The sequence below is a fragment of the Sporosarcina contaminans genome (genome assembly GCF_042679045.1).
Classification (GTDB): Bacteria; Bacillota; Bacilli; order Bacillales_A; family Planococcaceae; genus Sporosarcina; species Sporosarcina contaminans.
Map to the genome: position 1 here is coordinate 34,653 of NZ_JBHTLT010000129.1, position 21,095 is coordinate 55,747.

Sequence of the window (21,095 nt, forward strand, 5' to 3'; positions counted from 1 at the left end):
TTATGCGTTTTCTATAGCGTTTTTGGGTAGGCGAACATTTTGGAGTGTTTCTGCATAGGGATAGATTGGTGATTTGTATGATGGGGGGAGTTGCTGGATTCATTTATGCGTGTGAATGGGGTGGCAATGCGCATTGCTTGGAGGTCTATGAGTGAATAAGACGTTTTATGCGCTTGTATAGGCATTTATGCGCTTGCAGGGGAGTATATGAGCTTACAGAAGCATTTATGAGTTGTTGCTTGGCGTTATGCGTTTGTATTGGAGTTTATGCGTGTAGTGGTGGGAGTTATGCGTATTTGATGAGAGGTTGGATAAAAATAAGGTTCATGAAATAATTAATCAAACGTTAATGTTCCTGTAATGGAAATGCAATAGAAAAAGGATATGATAAGACTATCAATAGACCCCCCTTTTTATTATATGTTTTACTTAAAGACGATCTGCCGAAGTTTTTTGGCGGATGGTCTTCTTTTTTTGTCGTTTATGTGCTAAACATTGTATAATGACAGTATGCGTCTATAAAAGTGAGGAAATTTCAATGCAAAGAATTGCTAATTTGCTTGTCGTAAAAGAAAATAAAGTGCTTTTATTGAAGAAACCGAAGAGAGGCTGGTATGTCGCTCCAGGCGGCAAAATGGATTTAGGCGAATCCATTTATGATGCAGCTATTCGTGAATTTACGGAGGAGACCGGCGCTTTGCCGATTGATCCGTTTGTAAAAGGTATATATACAATGGTTATCCATGATTCTGAAACGAATGAAGTTGTTAATGAATGGATGCTATTTACATTTATAGCAAAAGATTTGGAAGGCGTGCCTTATGAGGAAAATCGGGAAGGAATATTGGAATGGCATCCGGTCGAAAGTCTTGAGATATTGCCGATGGCTGAAGGGGATCGGACGAATTTGTTGTTTGCGGTTTCAGAACCGGGTGTTCAGTACGGAACCTTCCATTACACCGAGGATTTTGAACTGTTAAAAGAGCAAATACAAAAATCGATAGAAGGTGATTAAATATAATGGAAAATGAGCTGCCGAACAGTGATGTGGAATTAGTCATTATTACAGGAATGTCGGGTGCGGGGAAAACGGTCGCTATGCGAAGCTTTGAAGACTTAGGATTTTATTGCATCGATAATTTGCCTCCGGAACTGTTAGTGACTTTTTTGGATCTTATGATGAAATCTGAAAATAAAATGCGTCGCATCGCTGCAGTTATGGATACGAGGGGCGGCGACTTGTTTGATTCCCTTGTTGGAGCATTGGATAATTTGCTTCAAATGGAAGGTGTGTCGACGAAGCTGCTTTTTTTAGATGCTGATGATGAGACGCTCGTCCGCCGTTACAAGGAAACGAGACGTTCGCATCCATTGGCAGAAGGTGGCTTGCCGTTGACGGGTATTAAGAAAGAACGTAATCTTTTAAGTGAATTGAAAGGTCGTGCCCGTTACATTTTCAACACCTCTCAATTAAAACCGAGAGAGCTTCGGGAAAAAATCATTTCTACCTTTTCGGCTAAAGGGGATATGCCCTTTACACTGAATTTTATTTCATTCGGTTTTAAGCATGGAATGCCGATTGATGCAGATGTTGTATTTGATGTCCGCTTTTTGCCAAATCCTTATTACGTTAAAGAATTGAAACCGAAAACAGGTTTGGAGAAAGACGTGTCCGAATATGTGTTAAAATGGAATGATACACAAGTGCTTATCGAAAAATTGACCGATCTTTATAAGTTTATTATTCCTCAATATAAAAACGAAGGTAAATCCCAAGTGGTAATCGCATTTGGCTGCACAGGCGGCCAGCACCGTTCGGTTACGTTAGCTGAGTATTTCGGCAATCGCTTCAAAGATGAATACCGGACATTCATTACGCATCGGGATATCGAAAAAAGAAAGGGTTGACACGATGTTGCAATCCGGGAATATGAAGAGAATCGTTGTGTTTGGAGGCGGCACCGGATTGTCTACATTGCTGCGAGGTTTGAAAAAGCATCGTGTCGATTTGACGGCTATCGTGACTGTCGCCGATGATGGCGGCAGTTCCGGAAGGCTGTTGGATGCTTATGATATTCCACCTCCTGGCGATATACGACAAGTGATGGCAGCGCTTTCAGATGTAGAGCCGTTAATTGAGAAGATGTTCCAATATCGCTTTGCTACAGAGGATGATCTGAAAGGGCATTCTTTAGGCAATTTGATGTTAGCGGCATTGACAGATATTACAGGTGATTTTGCGCGTGCCGTTGAAAAGATGGGGCGTGTTTTGAATATTAAGGGCAAGGTTTATCCGGCAGCAAATCAGCGGATCACCTTGCATGCTGAGTTGGATGATGGCACAATTGTAACCGGCGAATCTAAAATTCCGGTCTATGGAAGCAAAATTAGAAAAGTATATCTTTCACCACAAGAAGTGCAACCATTGCCGGAAACCGTAGAAACGATCAACAAGGCAGATCTAATCATATTCGGTCCGGGCAGCCTCTATACAAGCATATTGCCGACGATACTTGTACATGATATTCGGGATGCTGTCGTCAATTGCAAGGCAAAGAAATTGTTCATTAACAATTTGACGACACAAGAAGGAGAAACTTACCAATATACGGCGTCCGAGCATGTGCAGGCCTTATATGAGCACGCAAATGAACGTTTCATAGATACAGTATTACTGAATGGCACCGATTTGAATGGCTTGTTCGCAGGGCAAGATCATATGGAAAGGCCATGGCCTGTTGAAAATGATATTGCCGCTTTGGAGCAACTTGTGCCGCATATCGTTGTGGAAGACATTTCGACAGTTTCAGATGGCAGGGTCATTCATGATGCCGATAAAGTGGCATCATGGATTATGTCCTATATGGATCATGCGGAAATAGAATAGACTTGATCGTCGCCGCGAGAGGGGGAAAATCATGTCTTTTGCATCAGAAGTGAAAAAAGAGCTCACACAGATCGAAGCTGACGAATGTTGTATAAAAGCGGAAATCGCAGCGTTTATTCGAATGAATGGGGCGCTCTCTTTTTCAAATAAACAGTTGAGCCTCGATGTTCAAACAGAAAATGCAGCAATCGCAAGAAGGCTATATTCAAATATTAAGCGACTGTATCCAATTAAAGTGGAATTATTAGTCCGAAAAAAAATGCGACTGAAAAAGAACAATGTTTATATTTGCCGGATTCGGGAAGGCGCCAAGCAACTGTTAGAGGATTTATATATTCTAACGGGCACATTCCAGTTTAAAAATGAAATTGCCGGACAGTTAATTAAGAAAAAATGTTGTCAGCGATCCTATTTGCGCGGAGCATTTTTGGCGGGAGGCTCGGTCAACAATCCGGAAACGTCCTCCTATCATTTGGAAATCTTCTCATTTTATAAGGAGCATAGTGAAGCTCTTGTCGAGTTGATGAATAAATTTCATTTGAACGCGAAATCGATTGAACGGAAAAAAGGCTATATCGCTTATTTGAAAGAGGCCGAAAAGATTTCGGATTTCATCGGTTTGATTGGTGCGCATGTTTCGTTAATGAAATTCGAGGATGTGCGCATTTTGCGTGATATGCGCAACAGTGTCAATCGGCTCGTTAATTGCGAGACTGCCAATTTGAATAAAACGATCGGTGCTGCACAGCGGCAAGTGGAAAATATTAAGTTCATTCAAAATACGATTGGTCTTGATCAGTTGCCGGAACGGCTGCAGGAGATTGCCCATTTACGAATCGAATACCAAGATGTTACTCTTAAGGAATTAGGTGAAATGGTATCCGGCGGGACTGTCAGCAAATCAGGGGTCAATCATCGATTGAGAAAAATCGAGGAAATTGCCGAAAACTTGCGAAGTAGCGGCATCGGATAGAAAAAACTGAATAGGATTGAATAGAGAGGAGTCTATTGATTATGGCGGAAAAAACTGTAGAAGTGAATATGAAAACCGGATTGCAGGCGAGACAAGCGGCTCTTTTTGTGCAAGAGGCGAATAAGTTTACAGCAGATGTATTTTTAAAGAAAGATGAACGCCAAGTGAATGCGAAGAGCATTATGGGCGTAATGAGTTTGGCGGTAGCTCGCGGAACGACGGTTTCTTTAATCGCTGAAGGTGTAGACGAAGAGCAAGCAATTGAAAGACTAGCACAGCTTGTTGAAAATGAAAATTAATAATGAATAGATTGCCGTTTCCTTAGTAAGGAGATGGCTTTTTTCTATTTATGGGAAATTGATTGAGCGAATCGATTTCATCCTATAAGAAGAGGTAAACGCTTATGGTGGGAAAAATATCTCGAATTCAAGACAAGTTTCTTGTTGATAGAAGTTTTGAATGATAAAGTGAAGGTAATCATGATCCTATATAGGAGGAATCGCTTTATGTATCCAATTGAAGGACATCATCATATTTCTATGTTAACGAAAGATGCCCAATACAATAACCGTTTCTATCGTACGATTTTAGGGCTACGCCGTGTGAAAGTTACCGTAAACCAAGATGATCCATCGATGTACCATTTGTTTTACGGCGATCGGACGGGAAGTCCATGCACTGAGCTTACATTTTTTGAAATGCCTTTTGCAGGCCGTTCTTATCGTGGGACAAATGCCATTACGAGAATTGGATTAGTCGTTCCCACAGAGGAGAGTTTATCGTATTGGAAATCAAGATTTGAAGAGCATAATGTAAAGCATGGTGAAGTGACAACGTATGCGAATCGCCAAGCCCTTCACTTTGAAGATGCCGAAGGATTGCGCATGGTGTTGTTAGTTTCTAAAGGTGAGAGACTGCCGCATTATGAGGTGTGGGAAAAATCGGAAGTTCCGATTGAGCATCAGATTTTGGGAATGGGAGCAGTCGAAATAACCGTGCGCCGAATGAATAAAATCGCAGGAACGTTGACAAATATTTTGGGTTATACTGAAGTATCCCGGACAGAAGATGAAGCGATCTTTCGTTCGGCTAAAGGCGATGTTTTTGGAGAAATCGTCGTGAAAAGTGATGATGGTCCCGCAGAAAAGCCTGGTCGAGGCAGCATTCACCATTTAGCGATTCGTGTTAAAGATGATGAGGAGCTGTCCTATTATGAAGAACAAGTGCGGTTGCATGGTTTTCATTCCTCAGGAATTGTAGATCGGTTCTATTTCAAAAGCTTGTACTTCCGGGAATCAAATGGCATTTTGTTCGAAATCGCAACGGATGGACCTGGGTTTACGATTGACGGGGATGTCGAAACGTTAGGGGAAAGATTAGATTTACCGCCGTTTTTGGAAGAACGTCGTACGGAAATCGAAGAAAATCTTGCACCGATTGAATAGTTTGTTTATCATCAAAGAAAAGAAATTTGCAAAAGAAAAGCCGAAAATGTCATGAAAGACATTTTCGGCAGTTTATTGTTTTTACGCCCTCGGCAGGAATCGAACCCACATTTTGAGAACCGGAATCTCACGTGCTATCCGTTGCACCACGAGGGCAATTTTTGTAACAGACAAGATTCATTATACAAAGAATATGGAAATTATGCAATAGCTATTTTCAATGCGTTATATTTGACCTTTATTGACCAACATCTGTATGATAGATGTACAGTTGAAATGGGTAAAGTTTCAACAGAGCGATTATGATTGATTCATCCAAAAGGAGGAAAAGTCGAATGAATTTAATACCTACAGTTATTGAGCAAACAAACCGGGGTGAGCGGGCGTATGATATTTATTCCCGTCTTCTAAAAGACCGTATTATTATGTTAGGTAGCGCGATTGATGATAATGTCGCGAACTCAATCGTAGCGCAGCTTTTATTTTTGGAAGCGGAAGATCCGGATAAGGATGTTTCCATTTACATTAACAGCCCTGGCGGAAGCATTACTGCAGGGATGGCGATTTATGATACGATGCAGTTCATTAAACCTGACATTCAAACGATTTGTATTGGGATGGCCGCTTCAATGGGCTCATTCTTGTTGACAGCTGGAACGAAAGGGAAACGTTATGCGCTTCCGAACGCTGAAGTGATGATTCACCAACCACTTGGCGGTGCACAAGGGCAAGCAACAGAAATTGAGATTGCTGCAAAACGCATTCTTTTCTTACGTGAAAAGTTGAATACGATCTTGTCTGAACGTACTGGGCAACCAGTGGAAGTGATCGCGAGAGATACAGATCGCGATAATTTCATGACTGCTGAGCGTGCGAAGGAATATGGGTTGATCGACCATATTATTACGCGTAGCGATATGAAAGATTTAAAATAATGAAATTGATATGCTGGTGCCTGTTAAAGGGCACTGGCATTTTTATTTGACTTTGAAATGTTTGAAACCTTTTAGATGTTCATACGATAGAAAGGGAAAGAGGGAAGTTTGGATGGATAGACGCTACGGGTATGAAAAAGTATCGATGAGTAGGGAGTGGTAAGATGAAAAAATTATTAGGGCCGATTGCTATAATCATTGTATTATTAGCGATTGTAGCAATGTTATTGGTGCCAAGCTACAACAAATTCGTTAACTTGGAAGAGGATGTTGAGCAGTCCTATGCGCAAGTTGAAAACCAGCTGCAGCGTCGGCTTGATCTTATTCCGAATTTGGTGAACACCGTTAAAGGCTATGCAAGCCATGAAAAAGAAGTTATTGCGGAAATTTCTGACGCGCGTGCAAGATTGGCTGGCGCTTCTGGACCTGAGGAGCAAGCAGCTGCAGATACAGAGCTGTCGAATGCGTTAGGGCGTTTATTAGTAGTTGTGGAAAATTATCCAGAATTAAAAGCGAATCAAAATTTTACGCAGCTGATGGATGAGTTGGCTGGAACAGAGAACCGGATCGGTTTTGCGAGAAAAGATTATAATGATGTTGTTTCCCAATACAATCGACAAGTGAAACGGTTCCCGGGCAAATTAGTCGCTTCAATTTTCGGATTTGACGAGAAAGAGTATTTCCAAGCAGAAGAGGCTGCAAACAAAGCTCCTGAAGTCGATTTCGGAGATGACAAGGAGTGATTCGGAAATTTGTTCGATCGTTCGCGGTCGCATGTCTACTGTTCGTATACATGCCAATCGGGGTGTTGGCAGCCGAAATCCCCAATTGGAACGAATATGATTACTTCATTCAAGATCATGCACAAATTTTGTCTTATGAACAGAAAGAAGAGTTGAATCGGCTTGGTCGTAACTTGGAACAAGCAACAGGGGCTGAACTAGCTGTGTTGACGTTGCCGAGCATTGGCGATGAACCGGTTGATGTATATGCGACCGAGGCGCTAAGGGAATATAAGTTAGGGAAAGCCGGTGAAGATAACGGGGCGTTGCTAGTCGTAACAACGATTCCAAATTCATCTCAAAAACGTCATTTTGAACTTGCGGTCGGTTACGGGCTGGAAGGCGCCTTGCCGGACGGGAAAATAGGAAGGATTATGGATGAGGTTGCAGTTCCGTATTTAAAAAATGAACAGCCGGATCTTGCGATTATGGAAGCTTATAAATCCTATTACAACGAAATTGCGGCTGAGTATGGATGGAATGGCGAAATGGCTACTGTCAATAAGCTTTCGAATCGAGGCGGAGGGTTAGGAATACCTGCGCCGGTCATTCTCTTCATTATTATCTATTTAATTTACCGTTTCAGTAGAGGTGGCCCTGGTGGCGGTGGCGGTTCGGGTGGCAGAAGAAGCAGCGGCCCAATCTTCTTCCCAGGTTCTTTCGGAGGAGGCGGTTTCGGCGGCGGGAGCGGCGGTGGCTTCGGTGGAGGCGGCGGCTTCAGCGGCGGAGGCGGCTCCGGAGGCGGAGGAGGAGCAGGAAGAAGCTGGTGATACCTAAAGCGTAGGGCGGCGTTCAGCCTCGACAGGCGCTGGAGAGCCTAAACATAAGGCGCTTTTTGCCTTATGCTTTAGGATCGAAGCGACCCGAGAGGCTGCCGCCCGAAGCTGGATGACCCCAAAAGCGTAGAGGGGCGTTTAGCCCTGACAGGCACTGGCCGACTAAGTTCGCCGCGTCCTGCGGCAACGTCGGCACTAATACATCCTGTATGTCGGAAGAAAAGAGCCTAAGGCGCTTTTTCCTTAGACTCTTTTCTGAAGTGACCCGAAGGGCTGCCCCTCGTAGCTGGATGATACCAAAAGCGGAAGCGACCGTTTAGACCCGACAAGCGCTGGAGAACTTGAAACATAAGGCGCTTTTTGCCTTATGCTTCAAGATCGAAGCGACTCGAGGGTCTGGTCGCTGAAGTCTGGATGACCCCAAAAGCGGAGAACGCCGTTTAGCCTCGACAGGCGTTGGAGGGCTTGAACATAAGGCGCTTTTTATCTTATGAAAGGAAGGCAGTCTAAAATCGACGCGTCCTGCGACAACGACTGCATGACCTGCATCGTGCAGGCCCAAACGACCCGAGAGGCTGGAGTTCGGAGCTGGATGACCCCAAAAGCGTAGGGCGGCGTTTAGCTCCGACAGGCGTTGGCCGACTAAGAACGCCGCGTCCTGCGGCAATATCGGCACTAATACGTCCTGTATGTCGGAGAGCCTAAACATAAGGCGTTTTCTGCCTTATGAAAGGGAGGCAGTCTAAAATCGACGCGTCCTTCGAGAAAGGCTTCATGATTCGCATCGTGCCGGCTTAAATGCTGCTCGGAGAATAACCGATGTCTAAAACATAGAGGTTGCCAGCAACATGAAAATTTGTAGCAGGCTATCTGCCTAATAACCAACAAGGAGTGGACAAGCTTGAAAAGATTTTTAGTATTCATAGTAGCTTTTGCTTTCTTACATACCGCAATTCAAATAGCTTCGGGGTGGGTTTTAACTGCTTTTTATACGCCGGATCTTTATAGCTCGGCAGAGGTTGTTCGCAATGAAGTTACTTTCGGGAGCGTAACGCATCTGCCGTTTATTTTTCTAATGACGAGTGCGTCCATTGCTTATTTGATATCACAAAAGGTAGGTAGACGGACGGTTGTGAATTCATAGGGATACACGGGTGAAGGATTGATTCCTTCACCCTTTTTATGCTCGGAACAGACTGTGTTATGCGCTTGGAAATGCTGTTTATGCGTGTGGATTAGGATTTATGATTTGTTTATTTGTGTTATGCGTTAAGTAGGACTGTTTATACGTTTCCGAGGTGGCTTATGCGCTTTTGTTGGGATTTATGCGTTATAATCGGTGGAAGAAGAGAAGTTTAGGAGTGGAATGTTGTGCATGTGACTTTTTATACGAAGCGTGGCTGTCATTTATGTGATGAGGCAGAGGCGATGATGGAGCTTGTGAAAGAGGATTTTCCTTTAACTTGGTCTACTGTCGATATTGAATCGGATGACGAGGCGCACGAGAAGTATATGCTAATGATTCCTGTCGTTGAGCGGGATGGAGAAGTGCTATTATACGGATCCATTGGTTATGTTGATTTGGTGGAATTATTTGAATGAAGTGGCATCAATAGGAAGTTTATTGACATGAAGAAAGGGAATTGAAAAATAAACTTCCTATGATCACAATCAATTGAAATTTTGAAACGGTTGTTTTACAATGGATTCAAGAAGGATTTATTTTTTTTACTCTATGTGGGACGATTTTATATTACGTGGGCAAATATTGACCTACAGTGAAAAGAGGTGCATGATATGGACTCGGATTTGTTTGAGTTACAAAGTAAGCTTGTGCCTGAAATGGTGGATTTATTACATGAAAGATATCGAGTTTTAAAATTCATTGAGACGGCTGGACCGATTGGAAGACGTCCTTTAAGTTTGATGGCCGATTTGACGGAGAGGGAATGCCGTTCTGTATTGGAGGCCTTGCGGGAACTGAGGCTCATCCGGGTCGCAAAAGAGGGTGCGTCGGTAACGGAGGAAGGAAGCAGGTTGTTATCCTCGTTAGGAGAGGCGATCGATCAATGGTCGGGTCGCGAGGCGTTGGCCCGTAATTTGACTGCAAAATTAGGCATCCGCTCGGTGAAAATTGTAATTGGTGATTGTGATGTGAATCCTTCTGTAAAAAATTTAATTGGCAAAGAAGCCGCACAGCAGTTCATGGAAGGGATTGGCGACGGGGAGATTGTCGCTGTGACTGGCGGCAGTTCCGTAGCGGCAGTATCACCGTATATTGAAGTTTTTGACGACGCCAAACATATTCATTTCATTGCGGCGAGAGGCGGTATTGGAAATGAAATCGGATTGCAGGCGAATGTAATTGCCGCTTCTTTTGCGGAAGCGTGTGGAGCGTCTTACAGTGCGTTTTATTACCCCGAATCGCTTAGCAGTGAAGCGCATGAAATCTTTAAAAAAGAAGCGATCGCGCAAGAGATGATCGCCAAATATGAGAAAACAGATTGTGTCATTCATGGTATTGGCGATGCGCAACGGATGGCGGCATTAAGGAATGCAAATGAGGAAGAACGGTTATACCTACAAGAGCATGGAGCAAAAGGAGAGGCGTTTGGCTATTATTTCGATGAAAACGGGAAAGTCGTTCATCGGATTCGAACGGTAGGCATTCAAACAGAACAGCTTCTAAAAGTGCCTTTGCTCATCGCTGTCGCTGGTGGGTCAAGTAAGGGAGAAGCCATTTTAGCGTATATGGCGAGCGCTCCTAAACAAACGATTTTGATTACAGATGAAGGCGCAGCAAAAGCAATGCTATCACATGTAACGAATAAAAAATAATTGGAGGAATATTAAATGACTTTAAAAATGGCGATTAATGGTTTCGGTCGAATCGGCAGAGTGATTTTCAGAGAAGCAATGGATAAAAACGATATCGAAATCGTAGCAGTGAATGACTTGACGGACGCTCCGATGTTGGCGCATTTATTGAAGTATGACTCAGTGCACGGCATTTTGGATGCTGACGTAAAAGCGGAAGGCGACTCACTGTACGTCAATGGCAAAGAAATTAAAGTGTATGCAGAAAAAGATCCTGCACAATTGCCATGGAAAGAGTTAGGAATTGATGTTGTCATTGATTCCACTGGTGTATTCCGCGATGAACAAGGTCTTCGCAAGCATATTGAAGCGGGCGCGAAAAAAGTCATCCTTTCCGCACCAGCTAAAGGCGATATGAAAACGTTAGTGATGGGCGTTAACAACGAAGAATACGATCCTAAACAAGACCAAATCGTATCGAATGCTTCTTGTACGACGAACTGTCTTGCACCAGTCGTAAAAGTATTGAATGACAAATTCGGCGTGCAACGCGGCATGATGACGACAGTGCACTCTTACACGAACGATCAGCGCATTTTGGACTTGCCACACTCTGATTACAGACGTGCAAGAGCTGCTGCAGAATCGATGATTCCGACAACTACAGGTGCTGCTTCAGCAGTGACAAAAGTCATTCCGGAACTGAAAGGGAAATTGGACGGCATGGCAGTCCGTGTACCGACCCCGAACGTTTCGCTAGTGGACTTCGTTGCAGAGCTTTCGAAAGATGTTACGGTAGATGAAGTGAATGAAGCATTGCGAGAAGCTGCAGAAAACGAATTGAAAGGCATCTTGTTCTATAGCGATTTGCCGCTCGTTTCAATCGATTATAACGGAAATACAGCATCTTCTACGGTTGACGGCTTATCCACAATGGTCATGCAAGACAATATGGTGAAAGTCATTTCTTGGTACGACAATGAATCGGGCTACTCCGCACGCTGTATCGACTTGGCGCTTTATATGATGGAAAAAGGCCTCTAAGAGGAAAGAGATGTATAAATCATAGCCATTCGAAAGGCAACCCACTATAATAGATAGATGGGCAGGAGGAACGGAGAAGCCCGTTCCTCTTTTTTTATTCAGCAGAAGAATCTTACTTCTATCAGTTGTGAGAGGAATGTGCTTATTTTTTTGGAGGTGTGCATTGTTCATGAAGGCCAAGCAATCGATTAAAGAGATGGATCTGAAGGGAAAACGTGTTTTTTGCCGAGTGGATTTTAATGTTCCGATGGAAGACGGAAAAGTGACGGATGATACGAGGATTCGTGCTGCCATCCCTACAATTGAATACATGGCAAACCAAGGTGCTAAGGTTATTTTGGCAAGCCATTTAGGACGTCCAAAAGGCGAAGTGAAAGAGGAATTGCGTTTGAACGCAGCAGCTGAGCGTTTGTCGGAGCTGTTGGGGAAAGACGTCCGCAAGCTTGATTCTTCAATTGGTGAAGAAGTGAAAAATGCGATTGGTGCTATGGGGGAAGGGGACATTATTTTATTGGAAAACGTCCGTTTCCACCCTGGGGAAGAAAAAAATGACCTAAAGCTCTCAAAAGCATTTGCCGATTTGGCGGATGTCTTCGTCAATGACGCGTTTGGAGCTGCTCACCGTGCACATGCTTCTACAGCGGGAATTGCCGAGCATATCCCGGGCGTGAGCGGTTTATTGCTACAGAAAGAGATAGATGTTTTAGGAAAGGCGTTATCGGAGCCGGACCGACCGTTTACAGCGATTATCGGTGGATCGAAAGTGAAGGACAAGATCGGCGTCATCGACAATCTATTGGATAAAGTCGACAACCTTTTAATTGGTGGCGGCCTTTCGTATACATTTACGAAAGCGCAAGGCTATGAAATCGGCAATTCACTTGTAGAAGAGGATAAAATTGAATTAGCGAAAAGCTTTATTGAGAAAGCGAAAGAAAAAGGCGTCAACTTATATTTACCGATCGATGCAGTCGTTGCGGATGCATTTTCAGAAGATGCAACTACGCGTACTGTAAAGATCGATGGGATTTCTGAAGGCTGGATGGGACTTGATATCGGTCCTGAAACAGCGGCATTATATGCTGATGTGATCCGCCAATCCAAATTGGTCATTTGGAACGGGCCGATGGGTGTCTTTGAAATGAAGCCGTTCTCGAATGGCACGAAACAAGTGGCAGATGCAGTGGCCGAAACAGCTGGCTATACAGTAATCGGCGGCGGAGATTCAGCAGCGGCAGTCGAAAAGTTCGATTTAGCTGAAAAGATGGATCATATTTCGACAGGCGGCGGCGCTTCTTTAGAATTCATGGAAGGAAAAGAATTGCCGGGCGTAGCTGTCCTACAAGATAAATGATCGGAGGGAATACTTTGCGAAAACGAATTATAGCAGGAAACTGGAAAATGCATAAGACGATGAAAGATGCGGCATCCTTCGTGGAAAGCGTAAAAGGCGAGCTGCCGGGCGACGATCAAGTCGAAGCAGTCGTCTGCCCGCCTTCTCTTTTCGTAGCAGAGCTAGCCAAGCTTGCGGAAGGCACATCATTGCATATTGGAGCGCAGACGATGCACGAAGAGAAAGAAGGAGCCTTTACAGGTGAAGTAAGTCCGATGATGCTCGCGGATTTGAAAGTTTCCCACGTCATCTTAGGGCATTCGGAGCGTCGTCAATATTTTAATGAAACGGATGAAACCGTCAATAAAAAGGTCCATGCGGCGTTCGAGTATGGGCTCACTCCAATCATTTGCGTTGGCGAGTCTCTTGAAGAGAGGGAAAGCGGCAAGACGGTTGAAGTCGTTACAGGCCAAGTGAAAAAAGCTTTTGAAGGAATTGATTCGAAGCTTGCGAGCGAAGCTGTCATTGCGTATGAACCGATTTGGGCGATCGGCACAGGAAAAACTGCAACAGCAGAAGATGCGAATGAAGTATGCAAGGAAATCCGTTCTGCAATCGCAAGCGAGTATGACGATGAAGTAGCCGGGCAAGTAAGAATTCAATATGGCGGAAGCGTGAAACCGGATAATATCGCAGAATTACTGTCAATGGGTCATATTGACGGAGCGTTAGTTGGCGGCGCAAGTTTGGAACCTGAGTCATTTTTAAAACTGTTAGGGGCTGCTGTAAATGCCTAAAGGACCAGTTGCATTAATTATTTTGGACGGATTCGCACTGCGCGATGAGCGTTTTGGAAATGCGGTTGCACAGGCGAACACGCCAAATTTTGATTTGCTGTGGGAAAATTACCCTCACTCTACTTTAACGGCTTGCGGCGAAGCAGTTGGACTGCCGGAAGGCCAAATGGGCAACTCCGAAGTCGGCCATTTGAATATTGGTGCGGGCCGGATTGTTTACCAAAGCTTAACACGCATTAATAAGTCGATTCGGGATGGAGACTTCATGGAAAAACCTGCATTGAAAGATGCAATGGACCATGTAAAACGCAACGGCTCTGCATTGCATCTAATGGGCTTGCTTTCAGATGGCGGCGTACATAGCCATTATGAGCATTTATTTGCATTGCTGCGCTTGGCGAAAATGAACAGCATCGACAAAGTGTATGTACATGCTTTCCTCGACGGAAGGGATGTTGGGCCGCAAACGGCATTGCAATTTGTTGAGCATACTGAAGAAGTAATGAAGAGCCTTGGAGTCGGGAAAATCGCAACGGTTTCCGGACGATACTATGCTATGGACCGGGATAAGCGCTGGGACCGTGTTGAACTGACGTATCGGGCGCTCGTCGACGGAAAAGGCAAGAAAGCTGACTCTGCGATGTTAGGCATTCAAGCTTCGTATAAAGAAGAGATCTACGACGAATTCGTTGTGCCATTCGTTGTCGAAGAAGAAGGACAGCCGGTGGCGACAATACAGGATGGAGATGCGGTCGTATTCTTCAACTTCAGACCGGATCGTGCCATTCAACTATCGAGAGCTTTTACAGACGTAGATTTTGATGGCTTCCATACGGGCCCTGAAAACTTCGAGCAATTGAAATTTGTCACGTTCACACAATACAGTGAAGAAGTGCAAGCGGAAGTTGTGTTCGAAAATGAAAACTTGAATAATACGATAGGCGAGGTGCTTTCCCGTAACGGTTTGCGTCAATTGCGCATCGCAGAAACGGAAAAATACCCGCATGTTACATTTTTCATGAGCGGTGGACGAGAAGAGGAATTTGCAGGGGAAAAGCGAATATTAATCGCATCCCCGAAAGTTGCTACGTATGACTTAAAGCCGGAAATGAGCGCAATCGAAGTGACAGAAGCTTTATTGGAAGAAATCGAAAATGATCGTCAAGATGCGATCATTTTAAACTTCGCCAATCCGGACATGGTCGGGCATAGCGGCATGTTAGAGCCAACGATCAAAGCGATTGAAACGGTCGATGCTTGCCTCGGAAGAATTATCGATGCATTGATGGTAAAAGACGGCATGGCAATCGTCACTGCGGATCACGGCAACTCAGACGAAGTCTTGACGTTGGAAGGCGAGCCAATGACGGCTCATACAACAAACCCCGTTCCTGTCATCATTACGAAACCGGGTATCGACATCCGAGAAGGCGGCATTTTGTCCGACTTGGCTCCGACAATGCTGAAGCTGCTTGAAATCGAACAGCCGGAAGAAATGTCGGGAACACCATTGTTTTAAATTTGTTTTTAATGTAAACCGATTTCGAATGTAATATTGTAAAAAATGAGTACAAATTTAATCTAAGGGAGAGATTGAGATGCCAATCATCAGCCATATTCAAGCGAGAGAAGTACTTGATTCACGAGGCAATCCAACTGTTGAAGTGGAAGTGTTTACGGAAAGCGGTGCGTTCGGGAGAGCGATTGTTCCATCCGGAGCTTCCACTGGAGAATATGAAGCTGTAGAATTGCGTGACGGCGACAAAGACCGTTATTTAGGAAAAGGTGTATTGAAAGCTGTCGATCATGTCAATGAAGTAATTGCGGACGAGCTCATCGACAATTATTCAGTTTTAGATCAAGTCACTGTCGACAAAGCATTGATCGAATTGGACGGCACGAAAAACAAAGGGAAATTAGGTGCCAACGCAATTTTAGGCGTGTCCATTGCAATTGCACATGCAGCTGCAGATTATCTCGACCTTCCTTTATATCAATACTTGGGCGGTGTTAATGCGAAGCAACTGCCAGTTCCAATGATGAACATTTTGAACGGCGGAGAGCATGCTGATAACAACGTTGACATCCAAGAATTCATGGTCATGCCTGTCGGAGCAGAATCCTTCCGCCACGGTTTGCGCATGGGTGCTGAAGTATTCCATAGCTTGAAAAATGTATTGAAAGAAAAAGGCTTGAATACGGCAGTTGGCGACGAAGGCGGCTTCGCACCGAATTTATCTTCCAATGAAGAAGCGTTGTCAACAATTATCGAAGCGATTGAAAAAGCAGGATACAAGCCTGGGGAAGAAATTTTGTTGGCGATGGACGTAGCATCATCCGAGTTTTACGATAAAGAATCCAAACAATACCGTCTTGCTGGTGAAGGAATCGTCAAAACATCTGAAGAGATGGTTGCTTGGTATGAAGAGCTTTGCAGCAAATATCCGATCGTTTCTATCGAAGACGGTTTGGATGAAAACGACTGGGCAGGCCATAAGCTCTTAACAGAGCGCCTTGGCGGTAAAGTGCAGCTTGTCGGCGACGACTTGTTCGTAACGAACACTGAAAAACTGTCCCGCGGCATTGAAGAAGGCGTAGGCAACTCCATCTTAATTAAAGTGAACCAAATCGGTACATTGACGGAAACATTCGATGCAATCGAAATGGCGAAACGCGCTGGCTATACAGCAGTTATCTCTCACCGTTCCGGTGAATCGGAAGATACGACGATCGCTGACATCGCGGTTGCGACAAATGCTGGTCAAATTAAAACAGGTGCACCATCCCGTACTGACCGTGTGGCGAAATACAACCAATTGCTTCGCATTGAAGACCAATTGGATGAAACGGCTCAATACTTAGGTGCGAAAACGTTCTACAACTTGCGTAAATAATAGGATCCAAAGCTGTCAAGCGCTGCTGCAACCCGCGGCGTTTGGCACCCTTGGAATTTGACGAATTGTCAAAACATGTTGTCACAATGGAAGATGTTTGATAGAATATAAACGTTGTGATGGTTTAGCAGGAGGTGGAACAAAGTGCATGCTTTGTTAATGACATTACTTTTAATCGTATCGGTAGCGTTAATCGTTGTAGTTTTATTGCAATCCGGGAAAAGTGCGGGTCTATCAGGAGCCATCTCCGGTGGTGCTGAACAACTTTTCGGAAAACAAAAAGCGCGTGGATTGGATTTAGTACTTCAAAGAGTGACGATCATTCTTTCCATTTTATTTTTCGTTTTAGCGATTGCAATCGTTAAATTTTAACTTAAATCTACAAGAATCCTTCAATTGGACAAGTTCTTCTGTACGGATTCGATGAAATGCATAATGAAAAACGCCCGGCCTCCCGTGTGGTCAGGCGTTTTTTCTTTTGTTATGGGGAAGTATAAGAACAGATGGATTGAGAGAAAGGATGACTGAAATGAGAATTGCACAACCGAAACCGTTCTTCTTTCAACAAGGGAAGCGAGCAGTACTGCTGCTTCACGGTTTCACAGGAAATTCAGCAGATGTGCGTATGTTAGGCAGATTTTTAGAGAAAAAAGGCTATACTTCATTAGCGCCACATTATAAAGGACATGGCGTCCCGCCCGAAGAATTGGTGCGTTCAAAACCAGATGAATGGTGGGAAGATGTCGTTTCAGGATATAATCAGCTTAAAGAAGCTGGATATGAAGAAATCGCTGTTGCCGGATTATCGTTAGGCGGTGTATTTTCATTGAATGTAGGGGTTAAAATGCCTGTGAAGGGTATTGTAACGATGTGTGCACCTATGTCGATGAAGACGACCGATAGTATGTATGAAGGTGTTTTGAAGTATGCAAGGGAATACAAGAGATACGAAGGTAAATCAAAAGAAGAAATCGAAAAAGAGATGGTGCCGTTAAATGAAGGAACGATGCCATCATTAAGCGAGCTTCGTGATTTGGTTTACGATGTTCGAGATCAATTGGATGAAGTATATGCACCAATCATGGTCATCCAGTCAAGGAATGATGAAGTGATCGATCCAGATTCGGCGAATGTCATTTATGAGGAAGTAAGCTCCTATAAAAAAGAGCTGAAATGGTTTGAACAATCAGGACATGTCATTACATTAGGCCCTGAAAAAGAACAGCTTCATGAGGACATTTATCAATTCCTTGAATCACTTGATTGGAATGTGTGAAAAACAGTTGTAACAGATCGATTGAATTTGAAGGAGGTATGCAGTTGGATTACTTCGACGAAGAGTTGAGACAAAGATTATTATCATTTATGAGAGAAGAATCATATAAGCCGCTGACCGTACAGGAAATTCAGGAGTTTCTTGGAATAGAAGGGGCTGCTGAATTTAAGGAACTTGTGAAAATGCTCGTCCATTTGGAGCAGAAAGGCGAGATTGTCCGTTCACGCACGAACCGTTATGGCGTGCCAGAGCGCATGAATTTACTGCGCGGCAAGTTCATTGGACATGCGAAAGGCTTCGGTTTTGTAACGCCTGAAACGGAAGGGATGGACGATGTTTTCATTCCACCGACAGAAGTGAACGGGGCAATGAACGGCGATATCGTGTTAGTGCGCATTTCGAACAGCTCGATGGGAGACCGTCGTGAAGGGACGATTATTCGCATTGCCGAGCGCAAAACGACGAAAGTGGTCGGGACGTATCAAGATAACCGAGGCTTTGGCTTCGTTGTGCCCGATGATAAAAAATTGCCGATGGATATCTTTATTGGCAAAGGGGATTCGTTAAACGCAGTTGACGGCCATAAAGTCGTCGTTGAAATTACAGAATGGCCAAGTGAATTGAAATCCGCGACGGGGATGGTCGTTCAAATTTTAGGGCATAAAAACGATCCGGGCGTCGATATCCTTTCGATCATTTACAAGCATGGCATCGAAATCGAATTTCCAGATGAAGTGATGGAGCAAGCGAACCGTACGCCGGATCATGTTGAAGAAAAGGATTTCTTTAAACGACGTGACTTGCGTGAAGATCTCATCATTACAATTGACGGGGCGGATGCAAAAGACTTGGATGACGCTGTTTCGGTGCAAAAGAACGACGATGGGACGTATACGCTATCTGTCCATATCGCAGACGTCAGCCATTATGTCACGGAGCATTCCCCGTTGGACGAAGAAGCTTATGAGCGCGGGACGAGCGTCTATTTGACGGACCGGGTTATCCCGATGCTGCCGCATAAACTCTCGAACGGCATTTGTTCGTTGAACCCGCACGTCGACCGATTGACGATGTCTTGTGTTATGAAAATCGATGGACATGGTAAAGTGGTTGAGCATGAGATTTTTGAGAGCGTTATCCGTTCGAAAGAGCGCATGACGTATTCGGACGTATATAAAATTATTGATCAGCAAGATGAAGAGCTATCGGCAAAGTATGAGCATATCGTTCCAATGTTGAATGATATGGCGGAGTTAGCAGCCATTCTCCGGAAAAAGAGGATGGATCGCGGCGCAATCGATTTTGATTTCAAAGAATCGAAAGTGCTTGTCGATGAAAATGGCTGGCCGACAGATATTGTGTTGCGTGAGCGGACAGTTGCTGAACGTTTAATCGAGGAATTCATGTTGGCGGCAAACGAAACAGTCGCTGAACATTTCCATTGGCTGCAAGTGCCGTTCCTTTACCGGATTCACGAAGATCCGAAGGCTGAGAAGCTGCAACGATTCTTTGAATTTCTAACGAATTTTGGTATCGTTGTGAAAGGGACAGGCAATAAAGTGCATCCACGTGCATTGCAGGAAATTGTCGAGTCGATTGAAGGGCTGCCTGAAGAAACGGTTATTTCGACGATGCTCCTGCGTTCGATGCAGCAAGCGAAATATTTCGAGGAAAGCTTAGGCCACTTCGGATTATCGGCGGATTTCTATACGCATTTCACATCGCCGATCCGACGGTATCCAGACTTGATCGTCCATCGGCTCATCCGCACGTATTTAATCGAAAAGGATTTATCGGCCGAAACGGTTGCACATTGGAATGCTGAGCTTCCCGAAATTGCCCAGCATACTTCGGACCGTGAGAGACGTGCAGTCGATGCTGAACGCGATACGGATTCATTGAAAAAGGCACAATATATGTTGGATAAAATCGGAGAAGAATTTGACGGTGTCATTTCTTCCGTCACGAACTTCGGCATGTTTGTCGAGTTGGAGAATACAGTTGAAGGGCTTGTCCATGTTAGCTATATGACGGACGACTATTACCGGTTCGACGACCGCCAAATGATTATGATCGGTGAACATACCGGCAAGCAGTTTAGAATCGGCGATGAAGTGACGATCCGCGTCGTTGCGGTGAAACCAGAGGAATCCGCAATCGACTTTGAAATTGCCGGCATGAAGAAATCATTCCACCGTCCACGAAAAGAAGCGCCAAAAGTCATCCATGCAAAACGCAAGGAAGGCGAAGGCAAAGGCAAAAACGGCGGAAAAAAATCCGGCGGCAACAAGTCAGATGAAAAGAAAAAAGGCACATATAATAAAAAGAAGAAATTCTACGAAGACGTGGCAAAGAAATCAAAGAAAAAAAGACCGCCGCGCAAGAGAAAATAAGAACGGCAGGGGCGGCGACATGCCTCCCCTATGACCGGGCAAGGGGTGACTGAGATGGCAAAAGGCCAAGGGAAAGTGATCGCTGTCAATAAAAAAGCGAATCATGACTACGCCATAGAAGAGACGATTGAAGCGGGCATCGTGCTTCATGGAACGGAAATCAAATCTGTCCGTAACGGTAAGGTACAGCTGCGGGACGCGTTCGTATTAATCCGCAATAATGAAGCGTGGATCTCCAATATGCATATTAGCCCATACGACCAAGGAAACCGCTTCAACCACGATCCATTGCGCTCAAGGAAATTGCTACTGCACAAAAAGCAGATTGCGACATTAGTCGGGCAAGTGAAGCAGGACGGCTATTCAATCGTGCCGTTGAAAATGTATTTGAAAGACGGCTTTGCAAAAGTACTGATCGGCGTCGGTAAAGGGAAAAAGCTCTACGACAAGCGCGATGATCTGAAGAAAAAAGAAGCAAAACGCGAGATGGAACGTGCCTTCAAGGCGAAACAGCAGTATTGATTTTTCCGTTAAAATGCGGTATACTACTTGTAGTGAAAACGTTCAGAAGCCTTTCAGTAGGCATTCCGGACATCCCTTTAAAGGTCTAAACGCCTTTACTAACGGGGACGTTACGGATTCGACAGGGGTGGTCTGAGCTTGAGCTGCGCGTCGGAGGGCTCGTCTCCGTCAGAAACGGCAGTTAATAATAACTGGCAAAACAAACAACAACTTAGCATTCG

The 21,095-nt window shown here is 44.4% G+C and carries 21 protein-coding genes, 1 tRNA gene and 1 other RNA gene; 22 read left to right on the plus strand and 1 reads right to left on the minus strand.

Annotated features, from left to right (window positions below):
• Nucleotides 1-538 precede the first annotated feature (538 nt).
• The 6 genes from ACFQ38_RS16870 (at nt 539) to ACFQ38_RS16895 (ending at nt 5,305) form a co-directional block, all read left to right on the plus strand.
• Nucleotides 539-1,015, plus strand: coding sequence for an NUDIX hydrolase (locus ACFQ38_RS16870; protein ID WP_336825480.1), 477 nt, complete (start codon nt 539-541; stop codon nt 1,013-1,015).
• 5 nt (nt 1,016-1,020) lie between these two features.
• Entirely contained in the window at nt 1,021-1,908 is an 888-nt protein-coding gene (rapZ, locus tag ACFQ38_RS16875) for an RNase adapter RapZ (protein ID WP_336825478.1), read from the plus strand.
• A 4-nt stretch (nt 1,909-1,912) separates the two neighbouring features.
• Nucleotides 1,913-2,887: a gluconeogenesis factor YvcK family protein gene (locus tag ACFQ38_RS16880; RefSeq protein ID WP_381482411.1), complete on the plus strand. Its 975-nt coding sequence runs from the start codon at nt 1,913-1,915 to the stop codon at nt 2,885-2,887.
• A gap of 31 nt (nt 2,888-2,918) precedes the next feature.
• Entirely contained in the window at nt 2,919-3,860 is a 942-nt protein-coding gene (gene whiA / locus ACFQ38_RS16885) for a DNA-binding protein WhiA (RefSeq protein WP_336825474.1), read from the plus strand.
• Between the two features lie 41 nt (nt 3,861-3,901).
• Complete coding sequence (locus ACFQ38_RS16890) at nt 3,902-4,159, plus strand: HPr family phosphocarrier protein (protein WP_336825472.1); 258 nt, start codon at nt 3,902-3,904, stop codon at nt 4,157-4,159.
• A gap of 207 nt (nt 4,160-4,366) precedes the next feature.
• Entirely contained in the window at nt 4,367-5,305 is a 939-nt protein-coding gene (locus ACFQ38_RS16895; RefSeq protein WP_381482414.1) for a ring-cleaving dioxygenase, read from the plus strand.
• Nucleotides 5,306-5,389: 84 nt separating this feature from the next.
• Here ACFQ38_RS16895 and ACFQ38_RS16900 read toward each other — a convergent pair.
• Nucleotides 5,390-5,461, minus strand: a tRNA-Arg gene (locus ACFQ38_RS16900).
• Between the two features lie 146 nt (nt 5,462-5,607).
• Between ACFQ38_RS16900 and clpP the strand changes: the two genes are divergently transcribed.
• From clpP to ssrA, 16 genes are all read left to right on the plus strand, one after another.
• Nucleotides 5,608-6,240: an ATP-dependent Clp endopeptidase proteolytic subunit ClpP gene (gene clpP, locus ACFQ38_RS16905; protein WP_336825468.1), complete on the plus strand. Its 633-nt coding sequence runs from the start codon at nt 5,608-5,610 to the stop codon at nt 6,238-6,240.
• A gap of 164 nt (nt 6,241-6,404) precedes the next feature.
• The gene (locus tag ACFQ38_RS16910; RefSeq protein WP_336825466.1) at nt 6,405-6,983 is read left to right on the plus strand and encodes a LemA family protein; all 579 of its coding nucleotides are present in this window, start codon (nt 6,405-6,407) and stop codon (nt 6,981-6,983) included.
• Nucleotides 6,980-7,792, plus strand: a complete 813-nt coding sequence (locus ACFQ38_RS16915; RefSeq protein WP_336825464.1) for a TPM domain-containing protein — start codon at nt 6,980-6,982, stop codon at nt 7,790-7,792. The genes ACFQ38_RS16910 and ACFQ38_RS16915 overlap by 4 nt, the downstream gene beginning before the upstream one ends.
• Before the next feature lie 907 nt (nt 7,793-8,699).
• Nucleotides 8,700-8,942 (plus strand): hypothetical protein, encoded by a 243-nt coding sequence (locus tag ACFQ38_RS16920; RefSeq protein ID WP_381482417.1) that lies wholly within the window; start codon nt 8,700-8,702, stop codon nt 8,940-8,942.
• 227 nt (nt 8,943-9,169) lie between these two features.
• Nucleotides 9,170-9,400: a glutaredoxin family protein gene (locus ACFQ38_RS16925; RefSeq protein WP_336825045.1), complete on the plus strand. Its 231-nt coding sequence runs from the start codon at nt 9,170-9,172 to the stop codon at nt 9,398-9,400.
• A 195-nt stretch (nt 9,401-9,595) separates the two neighbouring features.
• Nucleotides 9,596-10,636 carry a sugar-binding transcriptional regulator gene (locus ACFQ38_RS16930; protein WP_381482419.1) on the plus strand — a complete coding sequence of 347 codons (1,041 nt, stop codon included), beginning with the start codon at nt 9,596-9,598 and terminating at the stop codon, nt 10,634-10,636.
• Nucleotides 10,637-10,651: 15 nt separating this feature from the next.
• On the plus strand, nt 10,652-11,659 hold the full coding sequence (gene gap / locus ACFQ38_RS16935) for a type I glyceraldehyde-3-phosphate dehydrogenase (RefSeq protein WP_336825047.1): 1,008 nt from the start codon (nt 10,652-10,654) through the stop codon (nt 11,657-11,659).
• 169 nt (nt 11,660-11,828) lie between these two features.
• Nucleotides 11,829-13,013, plus strand: a complete 1,185-nt coding sequence (locus ACFQ38_RS16940) for a phosphoglycerate kinase (protein ID WP_381482430.1) — start codon at nt 11,829-11,831, stop codon at nt 13,011-13,013.
• A 14-nt stretch (nt 13,014-13,027) separates the two neighbouring features.
• Nucleotides 13,028-13,789: a triose-phosphate isomerase gene (gene tpiA / locus ACFQ38_RS16945; protein WP_381482422.1), complete on the plus strand. Its 762-nt coding sequence runs from the start codon at nt 13,028-13,030 to the stop codon at nt 13,787-13,789.
• Nucleotides 13,782-15,308, plus strand: a complete 1,527-nt coding sequence (gene gpmI / locus ACFQ38_RS16950) for a 2,3-bisphosphoglycerate-independent phosphoglycerate mutase (RefSeq protein ID WP_381482424.1) — start codon at nt 13,782-13,784, stop codon at nt 15,306-15,308. Before tpiA ends, gpmI begins: the two co-directional genes overlap by 8 nt.
• Nucleotides 15,309-15,387: 79 nt before the next feature.
• The gene (gene eno, locus ACFQ38_RS16955; protein ID WP_336825050.1) at nt 15,388-16,683 is read left to right on the plus strand and encodes a phosphopyruvate hydratase; all 1,296 of its coding nucleotides are present in this window, start codon (nt 15,388-15,390) and stop codon (nt 16,681-16,683) included.
• 144 nt (nt 16,684-16,827) lie between these two features.
• The gene (secG, locus tag ACFQ38_RS16960) at nt 16,828-17,055 is read left to right on the plus strand and encodes a preprotein translocase subunit SecG (RefSeq protein WP_336825051.1); all 228 of its coding nucleotides are present in this window, start codon (nt 16,828-16,830) and stop codon (nt 17,053-17,055) included.
• 157 nt (nt 17,056-17,212) lie between these two features.
• Nucleotides 17,213-17,959, plus strand: a complete 747-nt coding sequence (locus ACFQ38_RS16965; RefSeq protein ID WP_381482427.1) for an alpha/beta hydrolase — start codon at nt 17,213-17,215, stop codon at nt 17,957-17,959.
• A gap of 89 nt (nt 17,960-18,048) precedes the next feature.
• Nucleotides 18,049-20,352: a ribonuclease R gene (gene rnr, locus ACFQ38_RS16970; protein WP_336825061.1), complete on the plus strand. Its 2,304-nt coding sequence runs from the start codon at nt 18,049-18,051 to the stop codon at nt 20,350-20,352.
• A gap of 54 nt (nt 20,353-20,406) precedes the next feature.
• Nucleotides 20,407-20,874 (plus strand): SsrA-binding protein SmpB, encoded by a 468-nt coding sequence (gene smpB / locus ACFQ38_RS16975; RefSeq protein WP_336825053.1) that lies wholly within the window; start codon nt 20,407-20,409, stop codon nt 20,872-20,874.
• A 103-nt stretch (nt 20,875-20,977) separates the two neighbouring features.
• Nucleotides 20,978-21,095: a transfer-messenger RNA gene (gene ssrA, locus ACFQ38_RS19080) on the plus strand; the annotation flags it as partial.